General features: G+C 67.0%; 20 protein-coding genes. 12 read left to right on the forward strand and 8 right to left on the reverse strand.

The annotated features are described in order from the left end of the window. Positions 1-38: 38 nt before the first annotated feature. The 3 genes from coxB to RWO82_RS01825 are packed head-to-tail and all read left to right on the forward strand — an operon-like array spanning position 39 to position 3,116. Positions 39-941, forward strand: a complete 903-nt coding sequence (gene coxB, locus RWO82_RS01815; RefSeq protein ID WP_314422506.1) for a cytochrome c oxidase subunit II — start codon at positions 39-41, stop codon at positions 939-941. Between the two features lie 3 nt (positions 942-944). Beyond that, on the forward strand, positions 945-2,678 hold the full coding sequence (ctaD, locus tag RWO82_RS01820) for a cytochrome c oxidase subunit I (protein WP_399540697.1): 1,734 nt from the start codon (positions 945-947) through the stop codon (positions 2,676-2,678). Between the two features lie 3 nt (positions 2,679-2,681). Continuing rightward, positions 2,682-3,116, forward strand: a complete 435-nt coding sequence (locus RWO82_RS01825; protein ID WP_314422510.1) for a cytochrome c oxidase subunit 4 — start codon at positions 2,682-2,684, stop codon at positions 3,114-3,116. 55 nt (positions 3,117-3,171) lie between these two features. Here RWO82_RS01825 and RWO82_RS01830 read toward each other — a convergent pair whose 3' ends face one another. The 7 genes from RWO82_RS01830 to RWO82_RS01860 form a co-directional block, all read right to left on the reverse strand. After that, positions 3,172-3,591 carry a rhodanese-like domain-containing protein gene (locus RWO82_RS01830; protein WP_314422513.1) on the reverse strand — a complete coding sequence of 140 codons (420 nt, stop codon included), beginning with the start codon at positions 3,589-3,591 and terminating at the stop codon, positions 3,172-3,174. A gap of 94 nt (positions 3,592-3,685) precedes the next feature. Next, a complete protein-coding gene (locus RWO82_RS01835; protein ID WP_314422515.1) occupies positions 3,686-4,186 on the reverse strand; it encodes a GNAT family N-acetyltransferase in 501 nt (166 codons plus the stop codon). Continuing rightward, the gene (locus tag RWO82_RS01840; RefSeq protein WP_314422517.1) at positions 4,183-4,596 is read right to left on the reverse strand and encodes a Rid family hydrolase; all 414 of its coding nucleotides are present in this window, start codon (positions 4,594-4,596) and stop codon (positions 4,183-4,185) included. The genes RWO82_RS01835 and RWO82_RS01840 overlap by 4 nt, the downstream gene beginning before the upstream one ends. A 96-nt stretch (positions 4,597-4,692) precedes the next feature. Next, positions 4,693-6,507, reverse strand: coding sequence for a cytochrome bc complex cytochrome b subunit (locus RWO82_RS01845; RefSeq protein ID WP_314422518.1), 1,815 nt, complete (start codon positions 6,505-6,507; stop codon positions 4,693-4,695). After that, entirely contained in the window at positions 6,504-7,580 is a 1,077-nt protein-coding gene (locus tag RWO82_RS01850; RefSeq protein ID WP_314422520.1) for a Rieske 2Fe-2S domain-containing protein, read from the reverse strand. Before RWO82_RS01850 ends, RWO82_RS01845 begins: the two co-directional genes overlap by 4 nt. 36 nt (positions 7,581-7,616) lie before the next feature. Then, on the reverse strand, positions 7,617-8,420 hold the full coding sequence (locus tag RWO82_RS01855) for a cytochrome c (protein ID WP_314422522.1): 804 nt from the start codon (positions 8,418-8,420) through the stop codon (positions 7,617-7,619). Positions 8,421-8,440: 20 nt separating this feature from the next. Further along, complete coding sequence (locus tag RWO82_RS01860) at positions 8,441-9,094, reverse strand: heme-copper oxidase subunit III (protein ID WP_194763415.1); 654 nt, start codon at positions 9,092-9,094, stop codon at positions 8,441-8,443. A gap of 191 nt (positions 9,095-9,285) precedes the next feature. Here RWO82_RS01860 and trpD point away from each other — a divergent pair, with 191 nt between their 5' ends. Next, the gene (trpD, locus tag RWO82_RS01865) at positions 9,286-10,350 is read left to right on the forward strand and encodes an anthranilate phosphoribosyltransferase (RefSeq protein WP_314422525.1); all 1,065 of its coding nucleotides are present in this window, start codon (positions 9,286-9,288) and stop codon (positions 10,348-10,350) included. An 8-nt stretch (positions 10,351-10,358) separates the two neighbouring features. Further along, entirely contained in the window at positions 10,359-11,345 is a 987-nt protein-coding gene (locus RWO82_RS01870) for a PHP domain-containing protein (RefSeq protein ID WP_314422527.1), read from the forward strand. A 1-nt stretch (position 11,346) separates the two neighbouring features. Here RWO82_RS01870 and RWO82_RS01875 read toward each other — a convergent pair whose 3' ends face one another. Then, positions 11,347-12,282, reverse strand: coding sequence for a 5'-3' exonuclease (locus RWO82_RS01875; protein WP_314422530.1), 936 nt, complete (start codon positions 12,280-12,282; stop codon positions 11,347-11,349). Positions 12,283-12,484: 202 nt separating this feature from the next. On the opposite strand from RWO82_RS01875, the gene rpsA reads away from it, so the two are divergent. The 7 genes from rpsA (at position 12,485) to RWO82_RS01910 (ending at position 20,705) form a co-directional block, all read left to right on the forward strand. Continuing rightward, complete coding sequence (rpsA, locus tag RWO82_RS01880) at positions 12,485-13,939, forward strand: 30S ribosomal protein S1 (protein ID WP_314422533.1); 1,455 nt, start codon at positions 12,485-12,487, stop codon at positions 13,937-13,939. 132 nt (positions 13,940-14,071) lie between these two features. Beyond that, entirely contained in the window at positions 14,072-14,923 is an 852-nt protein-coding gene (locus RWO82_RS01885) for an ABC transporter ATP-binding protein (RefSeq protein ID WP_314422535.1), read from the forward strand. Then, entirely contained in the window at positions 14,920-15,963 is a 1,044-nt protein-coding gene (locus tag RWO82_RS01890; RefSeq protein WP_314422536.1) for an aliphatic sulfonate ABC transporter substrate-binding protein, read from the forward strand. The genes RWO82_RS01885 and RWO82_RS01890 overlap by 4 nt, the downstream gene beginning before the upstream one ends. Further along, positions 15,960-16,820 carry an ABC transporter permease gene (locus RWO82_RS01895; RefSeq protein ID WP_314422538.1) on the forward strand — a complete coding sequence of 287 codons (861 nt, stop codon included), beginning with the start codon at positions 15,960-15,962 and terminating at the stop codon, positions 16,818-16,820. The genes RWO82_RS01890 and RWO82_RS01895 overlap by 4 nt, the downstream gene beginning before the upstream one ends. Beyond that, on the forward strand, positions 16,811-18,820 hold the full coding sequence (gene acs, locus RWO82_RS01900) for an acetate--CoA ligase (RefSeq protein WP_314422540.1): 2,010 nt from the start codon (positions 16,811-16,813) through the stop codon (positions 18,818-18,820). The genes RWO82_RS01895 and acs overlap by 10 nt, the downstream gene beginning before the upstream one ends. Beyond that, positions 18,820-20,124 (forward strand): O-acetylhomoserine aminocarboxypropyltransferase/cysteine synthase family protein, encoded by a 1,305-nt coding sequence (locus RWO82_RS01905; protein WP_314422542.1) that lies wholly within the window; start codon positions 18,820-18,822, stop codon positions 20,122-20,124. Before acs ends, RWO82_RS01905 begins: the two co-directional genes overlap by 1 nt. Continuing rightward, a complete protein-coding gene (locus RWO82_RS01910; RefSeq protein ID WP_314422545.1) occupies positions 20,121-20,705 on the forward strand; it encodes a CoA-binding protein in 585 nt (194 codons plus the stop codon). The genes RWO82_RS01905 and RWO82_RS01910 overlap by 4 nt, the downstream gene beginning before the upstream one ends. Positions 20,706-20,726 lie beyond the last annotated feature (21 nt).

A 20,726-nucleotide genomic window follows, 5' to 3' on the forward strand; every position in this document is an offset into this window, starting at 1 on the left:
ACTTGGGTGTGCCCTGTCCGCAATCTGAAAGGTGCATCGTGCCCTCGAAACGCCGCCTTCGTTGGGCCGCACTCCCTGTGGGAGTAGCGGCAGCCGTGGCCCTGGCGGGATGTACTCCCACTGAGCTCCACGGCTACCTCCCGGGGTTCGTAGAGGACGGTACCGCCGCCACAAACCAGACCGACCGCGTCGCGTCGCTCTGGGTGAACTCCTGGATCGTCCTCCTCGCGGTGGGCGTCATCACCTGGGGTCTGATGGCCTGGGCCGCGATCGCGTACCGCCGCCGCAAGGGCCAGACCGGCCTTCCGGTGCAGATGCGGTACAACATGCCGATCGAGATCTTCTACACGATCGTGCCGCTGATCCTCGTGCTCGGCATGTTCTTCTTCACGGCCCGCGACCAGAGCGCGATCGAGACGAAGTGGGATGACCCCGACGTCGAGATCACCGCCATCGCGAAGCAGTGGGCCTGGGACTTCCAGTACGACGGCACCGAGGAGGACAACTCCGACGCCGTGTGGACGATGGGGATCCAGGCTCAGCCCGACGCCGACGGGAACATCGATCAGGAGCAGCTGCCCACGCTGGTGCTGCCGGTCGATCAGAAGGTCACGATCGACCTGCAGTCGCGCGACGTGATCCACTCGTTCTGGATCATCGACTTCCTGTACAAGAAGGACATGTACATCGGGAAGGACAACTCCTGGTCGTTCATCCCCACCCGAGTCGGCGAATACGCCGGCAAGTGCGCAGAGCTCTGCGGTGAGTACCACTCGATGATGCTCTTCAACGTGAAGGTCGTCGAGCAGGACGAGTACGACGCGTATCTCGAGTCGCTCGAGCAGGCCGGCAACACCGGCGACATCACCGACGCGTACGACCGCCTGGGCAACTACCCGGGGACCACCGCGCAGAACGAGTCCGAAGAAGGAGAGGAGTAAGCCATGTCGACGACTGAAGCACCCCGTACCGACGAGGCACCTCGCTCCCGTCCCTCCGCGCTCCCCGCGCGCCAGGCAGCTCTCATGAGCTCCTCGCGCGTCGAGCAGAAGGGCAACATCGTCGTCAAGTGGATCACCTCCACCGACCACAAGACGATCGGGTACATGTATCTGATCGCCTCGGTGCTGTTCTTCCTGCTCGGCGGCGTGATGGCCCTGGTCATCCGTGCGGAGCTCTTCGCTCCCGGGATGCAGATCATCCCGACCAAGGAGCAGTACAACCAGCTGTTCACGATGCACGGCACGATCATGCTGCTGATGTTCGCGACGCCGCTGTTCGCCGGTTTCGCCAACGCGATCCTTCCGCTGCAGATCGGCGCCCCCGATGTGGCCTTCCCGCGTCTGAACGCCTTCGCCTTCTGGCTCTTCCTGTTCGGCTCGACCATCGCGGTCGCCGGCTTCCTCACCCCGCAGGGTGCCGCCTCGTTCGGATGGTTCGCCTACCAGCCGCTGGCAAGCGCATCGTTCTCGCCGGGTGCCGGTGGAAACCTCTGGATGTTGGGGCTCGGGATCTCCGGTTTCGGAACGATCCTCGGCGCGGTGAACTTCATCACCACGATCATCACGATGCGCGCTCCCGGTATGACGATGTGGCGCATGCCGATCTTCACCTGGAACACGCTCATCACGAGCCTTCTGATCCTCATGGCCTTCCCGGTGCTCGCGGCTGCGATCTTCGCCGCCGGAGCCGACCGAGTCCTCGGTGCGCACATCTACGACCCGGCCAACGGCGGCGTGCTCCTCTGGCAGCACCTGTTCTGGTTCTTCGGGCACCCTGAGGTGTACATCATCGCGCTGCCGTTCTTCGGCATCGTCTCGGAGATCTTCCCGGTGTTCAGCCGCAAGCCGATCTTCGGATACAAGACGCTGGTCTACGCGACGATCGCGATCGCGGCGCTCTCGGTCGCGGTGTGGGCTCACCACATGTACGTGACGGGTTCGGTGCTGCTGCCGTTCTTCGCCCTGATGACCATGCTCATCGCGGTTCCGACGGGTGTGAAGATCTTCAACTGGATCGGCACGCTGTGGCGAGGGTCGGTGACCTTCGAGACTCCGATGGTCTTCGCTCTCGGCTTCCTCGTCTCGTTCGTGTTCGGTGGACTCACCGGAGTCATCCTCGCGGCACCGCCGCTCGACTTCGCGCTCTCCGACTCGTACTTCGTCGTGGCGCACTTCCACTACGTGGTGTTCGGAACCGTGGTGTTCGCGATGTTCGCGGGCTTCTACTTCTGGTGGCCGAAGTGGACCGGACGCATGCTCAACGAGCGTCTCGGCTACGTGCACTTCTGGATGCTGTTCATCGGCTTCCACATGACGTTCCTCATCCAGCACTGGCTGGGTGTCGACGGGATGGTGCGTCGCTACGCGGACTACTCCGCAGCCGACGGCTGGACCTGGGGAAACCAGGTGTCGACCATCGGTGCGATCATCCTCGGTGCCTCGATGCTGCCGTTCTTCCTCAACGTGTGGATCACCGCGCGGAAGGCGCCCAAGGTCACGGTCAACGACCCCTGGGGCTACGGTGCGTCGCTCGAGTGGGCGACGTCCTGCCCGCCGCCGCGTCACAACTTCACGTCGATCCCGCGGATCCGCAGCGAGCGTCCTGCATTCGACCTGAATCACCCCGAGGCGGCCGAGTTCACGACCACCGCCCCCGGCGAGCGAGAGGGCCACTGAGCCATGCGCGACAACGTCATTCTCTGGTGGGTCCTGACCGCCTTCTTCGCCCTCGTCGGTGTCGTGTACACCGGCTGGCACATCCTCGCGACCCCGTCGGACTTCTTCGCGGAGCGCATCGAGTGGGTCGGCACGGTCGCGCTGTTCTTCGCGGCGTTCATGGGTGCGATGATCGCGTTCTACCTCGACCGCACGCACAAGGCGCAGAACGGCGAGCTGCCTGAGGACATCCTCACGAGCGACATCGACGACGGCGATCCCGAACTGGGAGAGTTCAGCCCGTGGTCGTGGTGGCCGATCGTTCTGGCCGGGTCGGCCGCAGTGTTCGTGGTGGGACTGGCCGTCGGCCACTTCCTGCTCCCGATCGGGCTCGCGATCTTCGTCGTCGCGATCGTGGGATGGGTCTACGAGTACTACCGCGGTCACTTCGCCCGCTGACAGACAGACGAAAAGCCCCTGGGATTCCTTCCCAGGGGCTTTTCGCATCTGGCGCCTAGGCGCGAGAGCGGATCCTGGCGACACCGGTCAGGGGGTCGACGGGGCGGCGGTGAACGCCGTCGGCATCCTCCACGGGATAGCCCTCCCTGACCCAGTACTCGAAGCCGCCGATCATCTCCCGAGCGGGATATCCGAGTTTCGCGAGCTCGAGCGCACCTTTCGCGCCGGCGTTGCACCCTGGGCTCCAGCAATAGACCACCACAGGGGAGCCGGCCGGGATCTCGGCCGGCGCGCGATCCGCTATCTCGCTGTAGGGCATGTGCACAGCCCCGGCAACGCGTCCCTGCGCCCAGGCCTCGTCGGAGCGTACATCGACGACGATGAGGGTGCTGTCGGCCTGCAGAGCGGCGTGCACGTCACTGGCGTCGGTCTCATAAGCGAGTTTTGCGGAGTAGTACTCAGTGCGATCGATCATCTCCTCAGACTAAGGAGCCGCGCGAGCTGTCGCCGCCGTATTCCCGACGGCGGGAGACCGGATTCTGCCAACGTCCACCGGGGGGAGCGAAGCGTCAGAGCTCGACCGTCATCTGCACGCGGCGTCCGTATCTGTCGAGGCCGAGAGAGGCCTCGGTGTCGACCAGACCGCGCTGGAACGACGTCTCGGGGATGCTCTCGAGAAACCCGCACGACGTATAGAACGGCGCATTCCAGGGGATCTCCGCGTACGTGCGCAGAGTCATCCGGCTGTAGCCGCGCTCGCGTGCGGCGTCGAGAGCGGCTCTCACGAGACGGCGCCCGAATCCTCGGCGCCCTGACGACGGCACCACGGAGAGCTGCTCGAGGTGCGCATGGCCGTCCGCGTCGAGCACGTGCACGAACCCGACGGGGGAGCCGGGTGGATCCTCGACGACGAGCACGAACCCCGGAGCTGCGAGTCGCGCAGCGCCATCGCCTGCCGGCGGCCACTCCGGAGCGCCCAGGCGGTCGATCAGGAGTGCATCGGACTGCATCTCGATCGCATGCAGGACCTCCGCGTCCTGCGCGACGCCGGGGCGGATGACCTCGCTCACTGTGCGTCCTCCGCGACCGCCGCGATCGCTTCGATCTCCACCAGCTGATCGCCGTATCCGAGCACGGTGACGCCCATGAGCGTGCTCGGTGCGTCATGGTCGCCGAAGGCCTCGTGAACGACATCCCACGCCGCGACGAGATCGGCCTGCGACGACGATGCGACGAGCACGCGTGTGCTGATGACGTCAGACAGCACGGCCCCACTGGCACGCAGAGCCACGCGCAGCGTCTCGATGCAGCGCGCAGCCTGAGCCGCGTAGTCGCCAGGCGCGGTCGTGGAGCCGTCGTCCTCGAGCGGGCACGCCCCGGCGAGGAAGATGAGGCGGGAGCCGGCGGGAGCGGTCGCCGCATACGCATAGGGAGCCGCGGCGAGGTCGGCGGAACGGATGAGTTGGACTGCAGAGCTCATAGCTCGATCCTGTCACGCCCACATGGATGACTTCCGAATGCGAAAGGGGCCCTGTCCGAGAATCGGACAGGGCCACTTTCGAGGGGGAGCGAAGAGTTACTCGCTGTCCTCGGAGTCCTTCTTGCGGGGCTTCTTCACCGGCTCGGTCGAGATGACCGTGCTGGGAGTGTTGGCCGTCTCGTCGACATGAGTCTCGCTAGCGACGAGAGGAGCGTCCGGAACGCCTGCGCGCTCGTGAGCGCCCTGGATCTCGGCGGCCTCGGTCTCCGCGTTCTGCGCGGTGACGTGGTGCTGGTGAGCATCCGCTGCCTCGACCTCGGCCTGCGTCAGGGGAGCCAGCCGGTCCTCGAAGAACCACCGCGACACAGAGGACCGCAGGTTCTCGGTCCACGAGATGCGTCCCTTCGCATTGGGTCGCACGACGAGCGGCTCGTATCCGTCGACATCGATGAGCTTCCACCGGTCGTACTTGTCGACAGGCTGGTGCACCTCGATGAACTCTCCGCCCGGGAGTCGCACGATCCGACCCGACTCGTAGCCGTGCAGCACGATCTCGCGGTCCTTCTTCTGCAGTGCGAGTGCGATGCGCTTCGTGACGAAGTAGCCGAGAATCGGTCCGACGAACAGCAGCGCCTGGAGGGTGTGGATCACGCCCTCCATCGTGAGCATGAAGTGCGTCGCGATGAGGTCGGACGATGCGGCAGCCCACAGCACGGCGTAGAAGACGACGCCGGCGACGCCGATCGCGGTGCGGGTGGCCGCATTGCGCGGACGCTGCGCGATGTGGTGCTCGCGCTTGTCTCCGGTGACCCATGCCTCGATGAAGGGGTAGATCGCGACGAGCACGATGAACAGACCCAGAACCGCGACGGGGAGCAGGATGCCGAACGACCAGGTGCGGTCGAGGAAGACCACGTCGAGGTTGGACGGAGCGAGACGCAGAGCGCCGTCCGCGAATCCGATGTACCAGTCGGGCTGGGTACCGGCGGAGACGGGGGAGGGGTCGTACGGGCCGTAGTTCCAGATCGGGTTGATCTGGAAGAACGTGGCGATCAGCACGATCGTGCCGAACACGATGAACAGGTAGCCGCCCATCTTCGACATGTACACGGGCATCATCGGGTAGCCGACGACGTTGTCGTTCGTGCGGCCGGGGCCGGCGAACTGCGTGTGCTTGTTGACGATCATCAGCATGAGGTGCACGACGATCAGGCCGATCACGAGCAGCGGCAGCAGCAGGATGTGGAGCGTGTACAGGCGGCCCACGATGTCGGTGCCGGGGAACTCGCCGCCGAACAGGAGGAACGAGATCCAGGTGCCGACCACGGGGAAGCCCTTGATCATGCCGTCGATGATGCGGAGTCCGTTACCCGAGAGCAGGTCGTCGGGGAGCGAGTAGCCGGTGAAGCCCTCCGCCATCGCCAGGATGAAGAGCACGAAGCCGATCACCCAGTTGAGCTCACGGGGCTTGCGGAACGCGCCGGTGAAGAAGACGCGCAGCATGTGCACGCCGATGCCGGCCACGAAGACGAGAGCGGCCCAGTGGTGGATCTGGCGGACGAGCAGGCCTCCGCGCAGGTCGAAGGAGATGTGCAGCGACGACTCGAGCGCCGCCGACATCTCGATTCCGCGCATCGGGGCGTAGGCGCCCGTGTAGTGCGTCTCGACCATCGAGGCCTGGAAGAAGAACGTCAGGAAGGTTCCGGAGAGGAACACCACCACGAAGCTCCACAGGGCGATCTCACCGAGCATGAACGACCAGTGGTCGGGGAAGATCTTGCGTCCGAGCTCCTTGACGAAGCCGGAGATGCTGGTGCGCTCGTCGATGTAGTTCGACGCGGCGCCGACGAATCGGCCGCCGAGAGGCGCCTTGTTGTCCTTGTCCTCTTTGGACAGCGTTGCGGTGCTCAATGGCGCTCCCAGAAGCTCGGGCCGACGGGCTCGGTGAAGTCACTGCGTGCGATGAGGTAGCCCTCGTCGTCGACGGTGATGGGCAGCTGCGGCAGCGGACGTGCGGCCGGTCCGAAGATGACCTTGGCGTGATCCGTGACGTCGAACTGCGACTGGTGGCAGGGGCAGAGGAGGTGGTGCGTCTGCTGCTCGTACAGTGCGACGGGGCATCCGACGTGCGTGCAGACCTTGGAGTACGCGACGATGCCGTCGTACGACCAGTCCTTGCGGTCCTCCGACTCGATCAGCTGCTCGGGGCGCAGGCGCATCATCAGCACGATGGCCTTGGCCTTCTCTTCGAGGTAGCCGTCGTGGTGGCTGAGATCGGCGAGGTCCTCGGGGATCACGTGGAAAGCCGAGCCCAGGGTCACATCAGCCGCGCGGATCGGGGTTCCGTCGGGGTCGCGCACCAGGCGCGCACCCTTCTCCCACATGGTGTGCTTGAGAAGAGCGACCGGATCGCCGGCGGTCGGGTCGTCGGGCGTGCTGTGCGGAGCGAGACCGCGGAACAGCGTCACACCGGGGATGATCGACGCCACGATCGCCGCGAACAGCGAGTTGCGGATCATCGTGCGTCGCCCGAATCCGGACTCCTCGTTGGCCGTGGCGAAGGCCTCGATCACGGCTTCCCGCGTCGACTCCTTGCCGCGGGTCGGGTGCCGGTGCTCGATGTGCTCCTTGTCGCTCATGAGCGCCTTGGACCAGTGGATCGCACCGATTCCGATCGCCAGCAGGGCGAGCGAGATCCCGAGACCGATGAAGAGGTTGTTCTGACGGATGTCGATGAGCGCGCCGCTCTCGATCGGGAACAGCATGTAGGCGGCGACCGCCCAGATGCTTCCCGCCAGCGAGAGATAGAACAGGGTGTAGACCGTGCGCTCCGCAGCCTTCTCGGCGCGCGGGTCCTTGTCGGTCATCCGCGCGCGGTGCGGCGGCAGCCCGGGGTTCTGCACGGGATCGCTGACTGCGACACCCAGCCCAGGAGAGGGCTGGTAGGCCCTGTCAAGAGCCTGCGAGTCGTCGTCGTGTGCCATGGTGCTCCTCGTACGTTCCTCTTCGATGATTAAGCGTCAGTTGGACTTCGCCGTGATCCACACGGTGATGGCGACGAGCGCGCCGATTCCGAAGATCCAGACGAACAGGCCCTCGGACACCGGGCCGAGCGAACCGAGCGAGAATCCGCCGATCTGCACGGACTGCTGCTGGTAGAGCAGCGCCGAGATGATGTCGCGCTTGTCTTCGTCCGACAGGTTCATGTCGCCGAAGACCGGCATGTTCTGGGGACCGGTGACCATTGCGGCGTACATGTGCAGCGCGCTGGTCTCGGTCAGTGCGGGAGCGTACTTGCCCTCGGTGAGCGCACCGCCGGCTGCGGCCACGTTGTGGCACATCGCGCAGTTGACGCGGAACAGCTCGGCTCCGTTCGCTACGTCGCCCTCGCCGTCGAGGATATGAGCGTCCGGGAAGGTCGGGCCGGGGGCCGACTCCTGCACGAACGACGAGATCGCGAGGATCTGCTCCTCGGTGAACTGAGGCTCCTTCTGCGGTGCCTGCGGCCCCTGCATCTGGAGGGGCATGCGCCCCGTCGAGAGCTGGAACTCGGTCGCGAGCTCGCCCACACCGTAGAGGCTCGGTCCGTTGGCGGTGCCCTGCAGATCGAGGCCGTGACACGTGGCGCAGTTGGCCTGGAACAGCTTCTCGCCGTCCTCCACCGTGAGCGTGCTCTCCGCAGCCGTCGGGGTGTCGGTCGCGGCGAACGCGGCCGAAGCGCCCGCATACACGGCGCCGGTGATCATGAGTCCTGCTCCGATGAGGGCGACCGCGGCCAGGGGGCTGCGGCGACCGTTCGAACGGCGCTTCTTGTCTCGTGCCATCTCGGGGATCAGCTCCGCTCTTATTTCAGGAAGTAGATAACGACGAACAGCACGATCCAGACGACGTCGACGAAGTGCCAGTAGTAGGACACCACGATCGAGGAGGTCGCCTCCTTGTGCCGGAAGTTCTTGACGGCGTATGCGCGTCCGATGACGAGCAGGAACGCGATGAGTCCGCCGGTGACGTGCAGTGCGTGGAAACCGGTGGTCAGGTAGAACGCCGATGCGTAGGAGTCGGCGCTGATCGGCATGCCCTCAGCGACGAGAGTCGCGTACTCCCAGACCTGGCCGGCGACGAAGATCGAGCCGAGAGCGAACGTGAGGAAGAACCACTCGACCATTCCCCAGCCGAAGAGGCGTCGGCGTCCTGCGCCGTTCTTCTGGCCCTTGGCGATGCGGTACGGCTGCAGGTCCTCCGCGGCGAACACACCCATCTGGCACGTGAACGACGAGAGCACGAGGATCGCAGTGTTCACGAAGGCGAACGGCACGTTCAGCAGTTCGGTGCGGTCGGCCCACAGCTCGGGAGAGGTGCTGCGGAGTGTGAAGTAGATCGCGAAGAGTCCCGCGAAGAACATCACCTCACTGCCGAGCCACACAATGGTGCCGACAGCTACCGGGTTGGGGCGCTTGATCGTTCTTGCCGCCGGGGCATACGTCGCTGAGGTCGTCACCCTTCCATTATGGCCGATCCTCGGGCGTGATTCTCGCACCGACGGCCCGTCAGGAGCTCGGATCCGACTTAGGCGACCCTAAGAGAACGCTGCGAATCCTCGGTGAATCCGCGGGAAACGGGCGGTGAGACGGGTGCGTGGACGCGTGCGGAACACTCTGCACGTTTTCCCGCGCCGATAAGATCGCACTCATGGCTGATTCCCTGACCTGGTCCGACGTTCTCACCACTCTTCTGGAGCGTCGTGACCTCAGCGTCTGGGAGTCGACGTGGGCGATGCGGCGGATCATGCGAGGCGACGTCACCGAGGCGCAGCTCGCGGGCTTCCTGGTGGCGCTCCGCGCGAAGGGCGAGACCATCGACGAGATCGTCGGATTCCGTGACGCGATCCTCGAGGCGGCGGTACCCCTCCCCGTCTCGCCCGATGTGCTCGACATCGTCGGAACCGGTGGAGACCGAGTCGGAACGGTGAACGTCTCCACGACCGCGGCGGTGATCATCGGCGCGACCGGAGTGCCCGTCGTCAAGCACGGGAACAGAGCGGCCAGCTCCTCGTCCGGCTCATCCGACGTGCTGAGCGCCCTCGGTCTCGAACTGACTCTCGATCCCGCTTCCGTCGCGACGATCCTCGACCGCACCGGCATCACCTTCGCGTGGGCGGGAGCATTCCACCCCGGCTTCAAGCACGCCGGCGCGGTGCGCGCAGAGCTCGGCGTGCCGACCGTGTTCAACATGCTCGGCCCGCTGTGCAACCCGGCCCGCGCCGAGGCCAACGCGGTCGGCGTCGCTCAGCTCGAGCGTGTGCCGCTGATCACGGGCGTTTTCCGCACGCGCGGTGCGACGGCTCTCGTCTTCCGCGGCGACGACGGTCTCGACGAACTCACGACCACGGGGCACAGCCGGATCTGGGAGGTCACGCGCGGCGACATCCACGAGCATGATCTCGACCCCCGCGACCTCGGCATCCCGCTCGCGGACCTCGCTGATCTGATCGGCGGCACCCCCGACCACAACGCAGCGGTGCTGCGGCGGACGCTCGAAGGAGAAGAGGGCGCCGTGCGGGACATCGTCCTCCTGAATGCGGCGGCCGGGATCGTCGCATTCGAGCTGTCTCAGGACGCGACCCAGGTGCAGCGTCCGATCCTCGAGCGTCTGCGCGAGGGGTACGACCGTGCAGCCGCAGCCGTCGATGACGGGCGCGCCCTCGCGAAGCTCGACGAGTGGATCGGCGTCAGCCGGGAACTCGCCACCGCCTAGGACGCGTGATGGACCCCGTCGACGCACTGCTCGAGATCGCCTCCCTCCTGGAGCGGGAGCGTGCATCGCGCTATCGGGCGAAGGCCTTCCGTCAGGCGGCGGCGACGCTGCAGCAGCTTCCCGAGGACGTCCGCTCGGATCCGACGAGACTGCGAGCGGCCAAGGGCATCGGCGAGTCGACCTTCGGCGTCATCCGGCAGGCGCAGAGCGGTGAGGTGCCCGACTACCTGGTCGAACTGAGAGGCGAGGTCGAGCCGGAGCGCACGTCAGCGCTCAGGGCCAAGCTGCGTGGCGATCTCCACGCGCACACGGAGTGGTCCGACGGGACGACGCCGATCGGCGTGATGGCTGCGGCGGCACGCGCGCTCGGGCATGAGTACCAGGCGATCACGGACCACTCGCCTCGACTGCGGGTCGCGCGTGGGCTCTCGGCCGAGCGGCTGCGCGAGCAGATCCCCCTGGTGCGCGCAGAGTCCCGTGACGGTTTCACCCTGTTGGCGGGAATCGAGGTGGACATCCTCGAAGACGGCGCACTGGATCAGGAGGACGCGCTCCTCGACGAGCTCGACATCGTCGTGGCCTCCGTGCACTCGAAGCTGAGGATGGAGTCGCGTGCGATGACGGCGCGGATGCTCGCGGCCGTGTCGAATCCGCGGGTCAACGTGCTGGGCCACTGCACGGGGCGCCTCGTGCAGGGGGAGCGCGGCACGCGACCGGAGTCGCAGTTCGACGCCGCCGCGGTGTTCGCGGCGTGCGCGGCGAACGGAGTCGCGGTCGAGATCAACTCCCGCCCTGAACGGCAGGATCCGCCGGACGAGCTGATCGCCATCGCCATGCAGGCGGGCTGTCTGTTCTCGATCGACTCGGACGCGCACGCGCCGGGTCAGCTCTCGCTGCTCGATCATGGCGCCGAACGCGCGGAGCATGCGGGGGTTCCGGCGTCGAGGATCGTCACCACCTGGGGACTCGACCGCCTGCTGGCGTGGGCGAGCTGAGTCAGACGTCCACAGCCGCGATCGCCGCGACGGCCCGCGACATCGATCCGCCGAGGTTCCACCGCTCCGCGAGTGCGGTCGCGGCATCTACCTCGGAGGGATCGAGCGGGCGGAGAGCATCGACCGGTGCCGTGACAGCGAGGTCGGTCGCCACTGCGACCACCTTCGGGGCCACGTCGAGGTAGGGTGCGGCGGCGAGCACCTTCGAACCCACCCCTGCGCTCATGCCCTCGCCCGCCTCGGCTGCTTCGCGGATGCCCTCGAGGTCGCCGTGGGCCTGCAGGAGCGTGGCGGCGGTCTTCTCCCCGACGCCCGCGACACCCGGAAGGCCGTCCGACGCATCGCCGCGCATCGTGGCGAAGTCGGCGTACTGGCTCGGCAGGACCCCGTACTTGGCCACGACGACGGCATCCGTGACGATCTCGAGGTTGCTCATGCCTCGTGCGGTGTAGATGACGCGTACGCCGCGTGCATCGTCGACGAGCTGGAAGAGATCGCGGTCGCCGGTCACGATGTCGACGGGCATCGACGCGTGCGTCGCAAGGGTGCCGATCACGTCGTCCGCCTCGTGCTCCGCGACGCCGATGACAGGGATGCGCAGAGCGTCGAGGGTCTGGCGGATCAACGGGATCTGCGCGTCGAGCGGATCCGGCACCTCTTCGACGTCAGGGCCGGCGGCGACGACCTCGACCACCCGATGCGACTTGTAGCTCGGGATCAGATCGACCCGCCACTGCGGGCGCCAGTCGTCATCCCAGCAGGCGACGACGTGCGTCGGCTCGTACAGCGTGATGAGCTTCGCGATGATGTCGAGGAGACCGCGGGCCGCATTGATGGGGGAGCCGTCGGGTGCCGTGACCTTGTCGGGGACGCCGTAGAACGCGCGGAAGTACAGGCTGGCGGTGTCGAGCAGGAGGAGCTTGTCGGCGCGAGGCATACGCACAGTCTGACAGCGCATCGCTCGCGTGCGATATTCGATCCGTTCAGCCGCCCGGGATCTGATAACCTGGACTGTCACATGTGGCGTGTCTAGGCATGCCCGGTGGCACAAAACCAATCCATCGCTGAAGTGCTCACGATCGGCCGTGCGCGGCCGGAGTGCTCAGCCCGAGTCTCCATTCACAAGGACAACCCACTACATGACTACCGCAACGACCGCCCCGGCCACCAAGCAGGTCGCCATCAACGACATCGGATCTGCTGAGGACTTCCTGGCCGCGGTCGAGAAGACCCTGAAGTTCTTCAACGACGGCGACATCATCGAAGGCACGATCGTCAAGATCGACCGCGATGAGGTCCTCCTCGATGTCGGATACAAGACCGAGGGCGTCATCCCCTCGCGCGAGCTCTCGATCAAGCACGACGTCGACCCCAACGAGGTCGTCAAGGTCGGCGACGAGGTCGAGGCACTCGTTCTCCAGAAGGAGGACAAGGAAGGCCGTCTGATCCTCTCCAAGAAGCGTGCTCAGTACGAGCGTGCCTGGGGAGACGTCGAGAAGATCAAGGAGAACGACGGAGTCGTCACCGGAACGGTCATCGAGGTCGTCAAGGGTGGACTCATCGTCGACATCGGACTCCGTGGCTTCCTGCCGGCCTCGCTCATCGAGCTGCGCCGCGTCCGCGACCTCACGCCGTACCTCGGCCAGGAGATCGAGGCCAAGATCCTCGAGCTCGACAAGAACCGCAACAACGTCGTGCTGAGCCGCCGCGCGCTGCTCGAGCAGACGCAGTCGGAGTCGCGCACCACGTTCCTGAACAACCTGCACAAGGGTCAGGTCCGCAAGGGTGTCGTCTCCTCGATCGTCAACTTCGGTGCATTCGTCGACCTGGGCGGCGTGGACGGCCTCGTGCACGTCTCCGAGCTGTCCTGGAAGCACATCGAGCACGCCTCCGAGGTCGTCGAGGTGGGCCAGGAGGTCACCGTCGAGATCCTCGAGGTCGACCTCGACCGCGAGCGCGTCTCCCTGTCGCTGAAGGCGACGCAGGAGGACCCGTGGCAGGTCTTCGCCCGCACCCACGCGATCGGTCAGGTCACGCCGGGTAAGGTCACCAAGCTCGTTCCGTTCGGTGCGTTCGTCCGCGTCGCAGACGGCATCGAGGGCCTCGTCCACATCTCCGAGCTCTCCAGCAAGCACGTCGAGCTGGCCGAGCAGGTCGTGTCGGTCGGCGAAGAGGTCTTCGTCAAGGTCATCGACATCGACCTCGAGCGTCGCCGCATCTCGCTCTCGCTGAAGCAGGCGAACGAGGCCGTCGACGTCAACGGCACCGAATTCGACCCCGCGCTCTACGGCATGCTCGCCGAGTACGACGAGGCCGGCGAGTACAAGTACCCGGAGGGCTTCGACCCCGAGACCGGTGCGTGGAAGGAAGGCTTCGACACCCAGCGCGAGGCATGGGAGCAGGAGTACGCTGCAGCCCAGGCTCGCTGGGAGGCGCACAAGGCTCAGGTTGCCAAGGCAGCCGAGGCCGAGGCAGCGGCAGGCGACGACTTCGGCGGCCAGGTCTTCACGAGCGAGGCCGCAGGCGCGGGCACGCTCGCTGACGACGAGGCTCTTGCGGCTCTGCGCGAGAAGCTGTCGGGCGGCAACGCTTAAGCATCACGCTCTGAACGGGCCGTCATCCTTCGGGATGGCGGCCCGTTCTGCGTCCCGGCTGCGCGCGGCGCTCCGTGACCGAACATTACGGCGGCATTCGTCACATTGCGCAAGCCCCGCCAGCATGGGGGTATGACATCCCTCCTCTCGACCCCGCGCGTCGACGAGTCGGCAGCCGCCGGCACGGCGCAGCGCGTGCGATTGCGAGAGGTGGGGCGGAGCTTCCCGCTCGCACGAGGACGCCGTGACGTTCTCCGCGGGGTCGACATCGAGGTCTCAGCAGGCGAGATCATCGCCGTCGTCGGTCCCTCGGGATGTGGCAAGTCGACGCTGCTTCGCCTGATCGGCGGACTCGATGCGCCCTCCAGCGGCAGCATCCTGCTCGATGACTCCGGTGTCGCGGACGTCGACGAGCGCACCGCCGTCGCCTTCCAGGAGCCACGACTGCTGCCCTGGCGCACGATCTCGCAGAACGTCGAGCTCGGCCTTCCACGTGGCACGGCACGCCGCCACGGTCGCGAACGCGTGCGCGAGCTGCTCGAACTGGTCGGGCTTGAACAGGCCGCCGAGCAGCGCCCGCGCGAAGTGTCCGGCGGCATGGCGCAGCGCGCCTCGCTCGCGCGCGCCCTCGCTCGCAACCCGGGAGTGCTGCTGCTGGATGAGCCGTTCGGCGCGCTCGACGCCCTCACTCGCCTGCGGATGCATGATCTGCTGCTCAAGATCCACGCTGCAGAACCCACCACGGTTCTCCTCGTCACGCACGACGTCGAAGAGGCCCTCTACTTAGCCGACCGCGTTCTGCTGCTGCGCACGCTCGACGCCGACCCCGCTTCGGACGAGCACTCGATCGTGCGCACCATCAGCGTTCCCGGCATCCGCCCCCGAGACCGCGCCGATCGCGGCCTCGCCGACCTTCGCGCCGAGCTCCTCGAAGGACTCGGCGTCGATACCCACCACCGCACCGCCACCGAGGAGACCCGATGAGCACCATCACCCGCCGAATCGTCCCTGCGATCGCTGTCGCCGGCACGATCATGCTCGTCGCGACCGGATGCGTGGCCGGTGAGAACGCCACCGCCTCGGACGCGTCGCAGGACGAGGCCTCGACCGGCGAATGGTCGTCCGACACGCTGTCGATCGACTTCGCGACCTACAACCCGCTGAGCCTCGTGATCCGCGACCAGGGGATCCTCGAGGAGATCCTCGGCGACGACGTCGACATCGAGTGGGTGCAGTCCGCCGGGTCGAACAAGGCGAACGAGCTGCTGCGCTCCGGGTCGATCGATGTGGGATCGACCGCTGGTTCCGCCGCGCTCCTCGCCCGTGCGAACGGATCGCCCATCCAGGTCATCGACATCTTCTCGCAGCCCGAGTGGTCGGCGATCGTCGTCGGACCCGACAGCGACATCACCTCGGTCGAGGATCTGGCGGGCAAGTCGGTCGCTGCGACCAAGGGCACGGACCCGTACTTCTTCCTGTTGCAGTCCCTCGAAGAGGCAGGTCTCTCGGTCGACGACGTCGAGGTGCAGAACCTCCAGCACGCCGACGGACGTGCAGCGCTCGACGGCGGGTCGGTCGATGCCTGGGCCGGACTCGACCCGATCATGGCGGCAGCCGAGGTCGAGTCGGGCGACCAGCTCATCTACCGAAACGTCGACTTCAACACCTACGGATTCCTGAACGCCACCGAGGACTTCATCGAGAACCACGCCGACCTCGCCCAGGCGGTCGTCGACGCGTACGAGCAGGCGCGCGAATGGGCCCTCGGGAACCCTGAAGAGACGGCCGCGCTGCTGGCGGAGGTGGCCGGCATCGACATCGCGGTCGCGACGACGGTGATCGAGGAGCGCTCGAACCTCGACGTCGACGGCATCCCGGGAGACGACCAGCTCGCTGTGCTCGAGAAGATCGCCCCCGTCCTCGTCGAATCCGGTGATGTTCAGGGCGGCAAGGACTCGGTCGATGCGGCGCTGGATTCGATCGTCAACGACACCTTCGCGAAGAAGGCGGTCGGCGGCGAGTGACTGATCCCGACCAGCGGGTCGTGGTGCCCGCCGACACCCGCGAGGCGCGGGACGCGTCTCGCGGTGTCCGCACGGATGTCGGAGCGGGGGCGCGGCGCGCGTGGGAGCGTCCGGCCGTCCGCATCGCCGGCGGGTTCCTGCTGCCGGCGATCATCATCATCGCCTGGCAGGTCGTCACGACAACCGGGATGGTCGAGCCGTATCGCCTGCCGGCGCCGGCCACCGTGCTCACCGCCGGTGTCGAGCTGGCCGAGAGCGGGGTGCTGTGGACGCACGTCGCGATCTCGGTGCAGCGCGTGCTGCTCGGCTTCGCGATCGGATCCGTGATCGGACTCGCGATCGCCGGGATCGTCGGGCTCTCGAAGATCGGGGACGTGCTGCTCAGCCCGACGCTCTCGGCGGTACGTGCGGTCCCGTCTCTGGCGTGGGTGCCGCTGCTCATCCTCTGGATGCAGATCGGTGAGGAGTCGAAGGTGACGCTGATCGCGATCGGCGCCTTCTTCCCCGTCTACACCACGGTCGCGTCGGCGCTTCGTCACGTCGATCCACTCCTGGTCGAGGCCGGGCGCTCGTTCAGCCTGAGTGGCTGGTCGCTGTTCCGCACCGTGCAGTTGCCCGCTGTCGTGCCGTCGGTCGTCGCAGGTCTCCGACTCGCTCTCGCCCAGGCCTGGCTGTTCCTGGTCGCCGCGGAGCTCATCGCGTCGTCCATGGGTCTCGGGTTCCTCCTCATGGACTCGCAGAGCAACGGACGCGTGGACCGGATCATCCTCTCGATCGTGCTGCTCGCGCTGCTCGGCACGATCACGAACGCGCTTCTCGTGCTGGTCGAGAAGTACCTGCTCCGGCGATGGGTGTGACGGTGACGGAGGCACGGCTGCACGAGACCCGCACCTATCCGGCGCCTGCGGGGTTCGCTGCGACGGCGAACGTGACCGCTGAGGCGTATGCGCGGGCGGCGTCGGACCCGACACTCTTCTGGGAACAGGCGGCCGAGCGGCTCGACTGGGCCGAACCCTGGCACACGGCTCACGAGTGGGATCCGCCCGTGGGCGAAGCCGTACCCGCAGCGCGCTGGTTCGTCGGCGGCCGGCTCAACGTCGCGTACAACTGCGTCGACCGCCACGTCGAGGCGGGGCGCGGCGACAAGGTCGCCCTGTACTTCGAGGGCGAGCCGGGTGACCGCGTGGCCGTGACGTACTCAGACCTCCAGGAGAGAGTGTCGCGCGCGGCCAACGCGCTCCTCGCCCTGGGCATCGAGGCGGGCGACCGCGTCGTGATCTACCTGCCGGTGCTCATCGAGACCGTCGTCATCACCCTCGCCTGCGCGCGCATCGGAGCGGTGCATTCGCTCGTCTTCGGCGGGTTCTCCGCGGAGGCCGTGCGGTTCCGACTCGCCGACACGCGAGCCAAGCTCCTCGTGACGAGCGACGGTCAGTTTCGTCGGGGCACCGCGACCGAGGTGAAGTCCACGGCGGACGTCGCTGCGGCCGACCTCTCCGATCTCGAGCACATCCTCGTGCTCCGGCGCACCGGGCAGGACATCCCCTGGACCGACGGCCGAGACGTGTGGTGGCACGACGTGGTCGACACTGCGTCCTCCCGGCATGAGCCCGAGGCGTTCGACTCCGAGCATCCGCTCTTCATCATCTACACGTCGGGAACGACGGGGAAGCCGAAGGGACTCGTCCACACATCGGGCGGGTACCTCGCGCACGCGAGCTGGGCGCACTGGGCCCACTTCGACGCCAAGCCCGACGACGTGCACTGGTGCACCGCGGACCTCGCCTGGGTCACGGCCCACACGTACGAGATCTACGGTCCGCTGTCGAACGGGCTGACGCAGGTGATCTACGAGGGGACGCCGGACACCCCCGATCGTGAGCGGCATCTCGAGATCATCGAGCGCTACGGCGTGACCGTCTACTACACGGCGCCGACGCTCATCCGCACCTTCATGACCTGGTTCGGTGCAGACCTGCCGCAGGGGCACGACCTCTCGACGCTGCGTCTGCTTGGAACCGTCGGGGAAGCGATCAACCCCGAGGCCTGGATCTGGTTCCGCCGCACCTTCGGGCGCGACGAGCTCCCCGTGGTCGACACCTGGTGGCAGTCCGAGACCGGGGCTGCGATGATCGCGGCGCTCCCGGGAGTGACGACGCTGAAGCCGGGCTCCGCATCCGTGCCACTGCCCGGGATCGACGCGACCGTCGTCGACGAGAACGGCGACGAGGTGACACCAGGGCGATCCGGAACGCTCGTGGTGCGGCGTCCGTGGCCCGGCATGGCGCGGACCGTGTGGGGCGATCCGCAGCGCTACCGCGACGCGTACTGGGCGGCGTATGCCGGACACGGCGAGCACGGCGGATACTACGTCGCCGGCGATGGGGCCACCCGAGACGCGGACGGCCACATCTGGATCCTCGGCCGCCTCGATGACGTCGTGAACGTGTCCGGCCACAGGCTCTCGACGATCGAGATCGAATCGGCGCTCGTCGCGCACGACACGGTGGGGGAGGCTGGCACCGCAGGCGTCGCCGATCCGGTCACCGGACAGGCGGTCGTCGCGTTCGTCACCGCATCAGGACGCGCGGAGGTCTCGACCTCGCAGCTGCGGGGCCAGGTCGCCACGGCGATCGGACCCGTCGCCAAGCCGAAACACATCGTCGTGGTGCCCGACCTGCCCAAGACCCGCTCCGGCAAGATCATGCGACGGCTGCTCGCGCAGCTGTGGGAAGCCGAGCACGATCGTCGCGCCGGACGCGCACCCGCCCCGCTCGGGGACACGACATCTCTCCAGAACCCGTGGGCCGTCGACGAGATCGCCGCCGTGCTCGAGACCGCTGAACTGAGGACATGATGACGGAAGAACACCGCTTCGGCTTTCGCACGAGGGCTCTCCACGCCGGCGGCACTCCCGACGCCGCGACGGGTGCCCGCGCCGTGCCGATCTACCAGACGACCTCCTTCGTCTTCGAGGATGCGACGGATGCCGGCAACCTGTTCGCGCTGCAGAAGTACGGCAACATCTACTCGCGCATCGGCAACCCCACCGTCGCTGCGCTCGAGGAACGGCTGGCATCGCTCGAGGGCGGGATCGGCGCGGTCGCGACAGCGTCCGGCATGAGTGCGGAGTTCATCACGTTCGCGGCGCTCGTCGGAGCCGGTGATCACGTGGTCGCCTCGGCGCAGCTGTACGGCGGCACCGTGACCCAGCTGGATGTGACGCTGCGTCGATTCGGCGTGCAGACGACCTTCGTCCCGTCCACCGACCCCGCCGACTACGCTGCCGCCATCCGCCCGGAGACCAAGGTCGTCTACGTCGAGATGATCGGCAACCCCTCGGGCGAGATCGCCGATATCGAGGGCCTCGCGGAGGTCGCTCATGCCGCCGGTGTGCCGCTCGTCGTCGACGCGACCCTCGCCACTCCGTACCTCGCACGTCCGCTCGAGCACGGCGCCGACATCGTCATCCACTCGGTGACGAAGTTCCTCGGGGGCCACGGCACCACACTCGGCGGCGTCGTGATCGAGAAAGGCACCTTCGACTGGGGCAACGGGCGGTTCCCGCAGATGACAGAGCCGGTCGAGTCCTACGGCGGGATCAAGTGGTGGGACAACTTCGGCGAGTACGGGTTCCTCACCAAGCTGCGCACCGAGCAGCTGCGCGACATCGGACCTGCGCTGAGCCCCCAGTCGGCGTTCAACCTCCTGCAGGGGATCGAGACGCTTCCGCAGCGCATCGACGCGCATCTGGCCAACGCGCGCATCGTCGCCGACTGGCTGGCATCGGACCCCCGCGTGGAGTACGTCACCTGGGCCGGACTCGAAGGACACCCGCACCATGAGCGCGCCGCGAAGTATCTGCCGCTCGGGCCGGGATCGGTGTTCGCGTTCGGAGTCAAGGCCGATGACGGTCGCGCAGCGGGGGAGACGCTGATCGAGAACCTCCAACTGGCGTCGCACCTCGCGAACATCGGCGACGCGCGCACGCTCGTCATCCATCCGGCATCCACCACCCACCGCCAGCTCACCGCCGCGCAGCTCGCGGCAGCCGGCGTCCGTCCGGATCTCATCCGGATCTCGGTGGGCCTCGAGGACGCGGACGACATCATCTGGGACCTGGATCAGGCACTGAGCGCGGCGACGGGAGCACGACGATGAGCAACACGAACGTGACGGGCACGGATGCCTGCGCCCTCCCCGCTCCTCAGGACGCCGCCGCGTGCGCTCTGCCCCCGGCCGCGCCCCTGCATGCGGAACGGACGTGGGTGGGGCCGAGCCAGCAGCAGCGCTTCGGCATCCTCCGACGAGCGAAGTCGGTCGCGGTCGTCGGCGCGTCGAACAACCCCGCCCGCGCGTCGTACTTCGTCGCGACCTACCTGCTCTCCAGCACCGCGTACGACGTGTATCTCGTGAATCCTCGGGAGTCGTCGATCCTCGGCCGGCCGGTCTACGCGTCGCTCGCAGACCTCCCTGTCGTCCCCGACATCGTCGATGTGTTCCGCCGCGATGAGGATCTCCCCGGCGTCGCCCGCGAGGCGATCGAGATCGGTGCGCAGACCCTGTGGCTGCAGCTGGGATCGTGGAACGAGAACGCGGCGGCCCTCGCCCAAGACGCCGGGCTGTCCGTCGTGATGGATCGCTGCATCAAGATCGAGCACGCACGGTTCCACGGCGGACTCCACCTGGCCGGCTTCGACACGGGCGTCATCAGCTCGCGTCGGCAGCTGCTCGGGCGCTGAGCACCGGCCCACCGAACCCTA

Source organism: uncultured Microbacterium sp. (assembly GCF_963521645.1).
Taxonomy (GTDB): domain Bacteria; phylum Actinomycetota; class Actinomycetes; order Actinomycetales; family Microbacteriaceae; genus Microbacterium.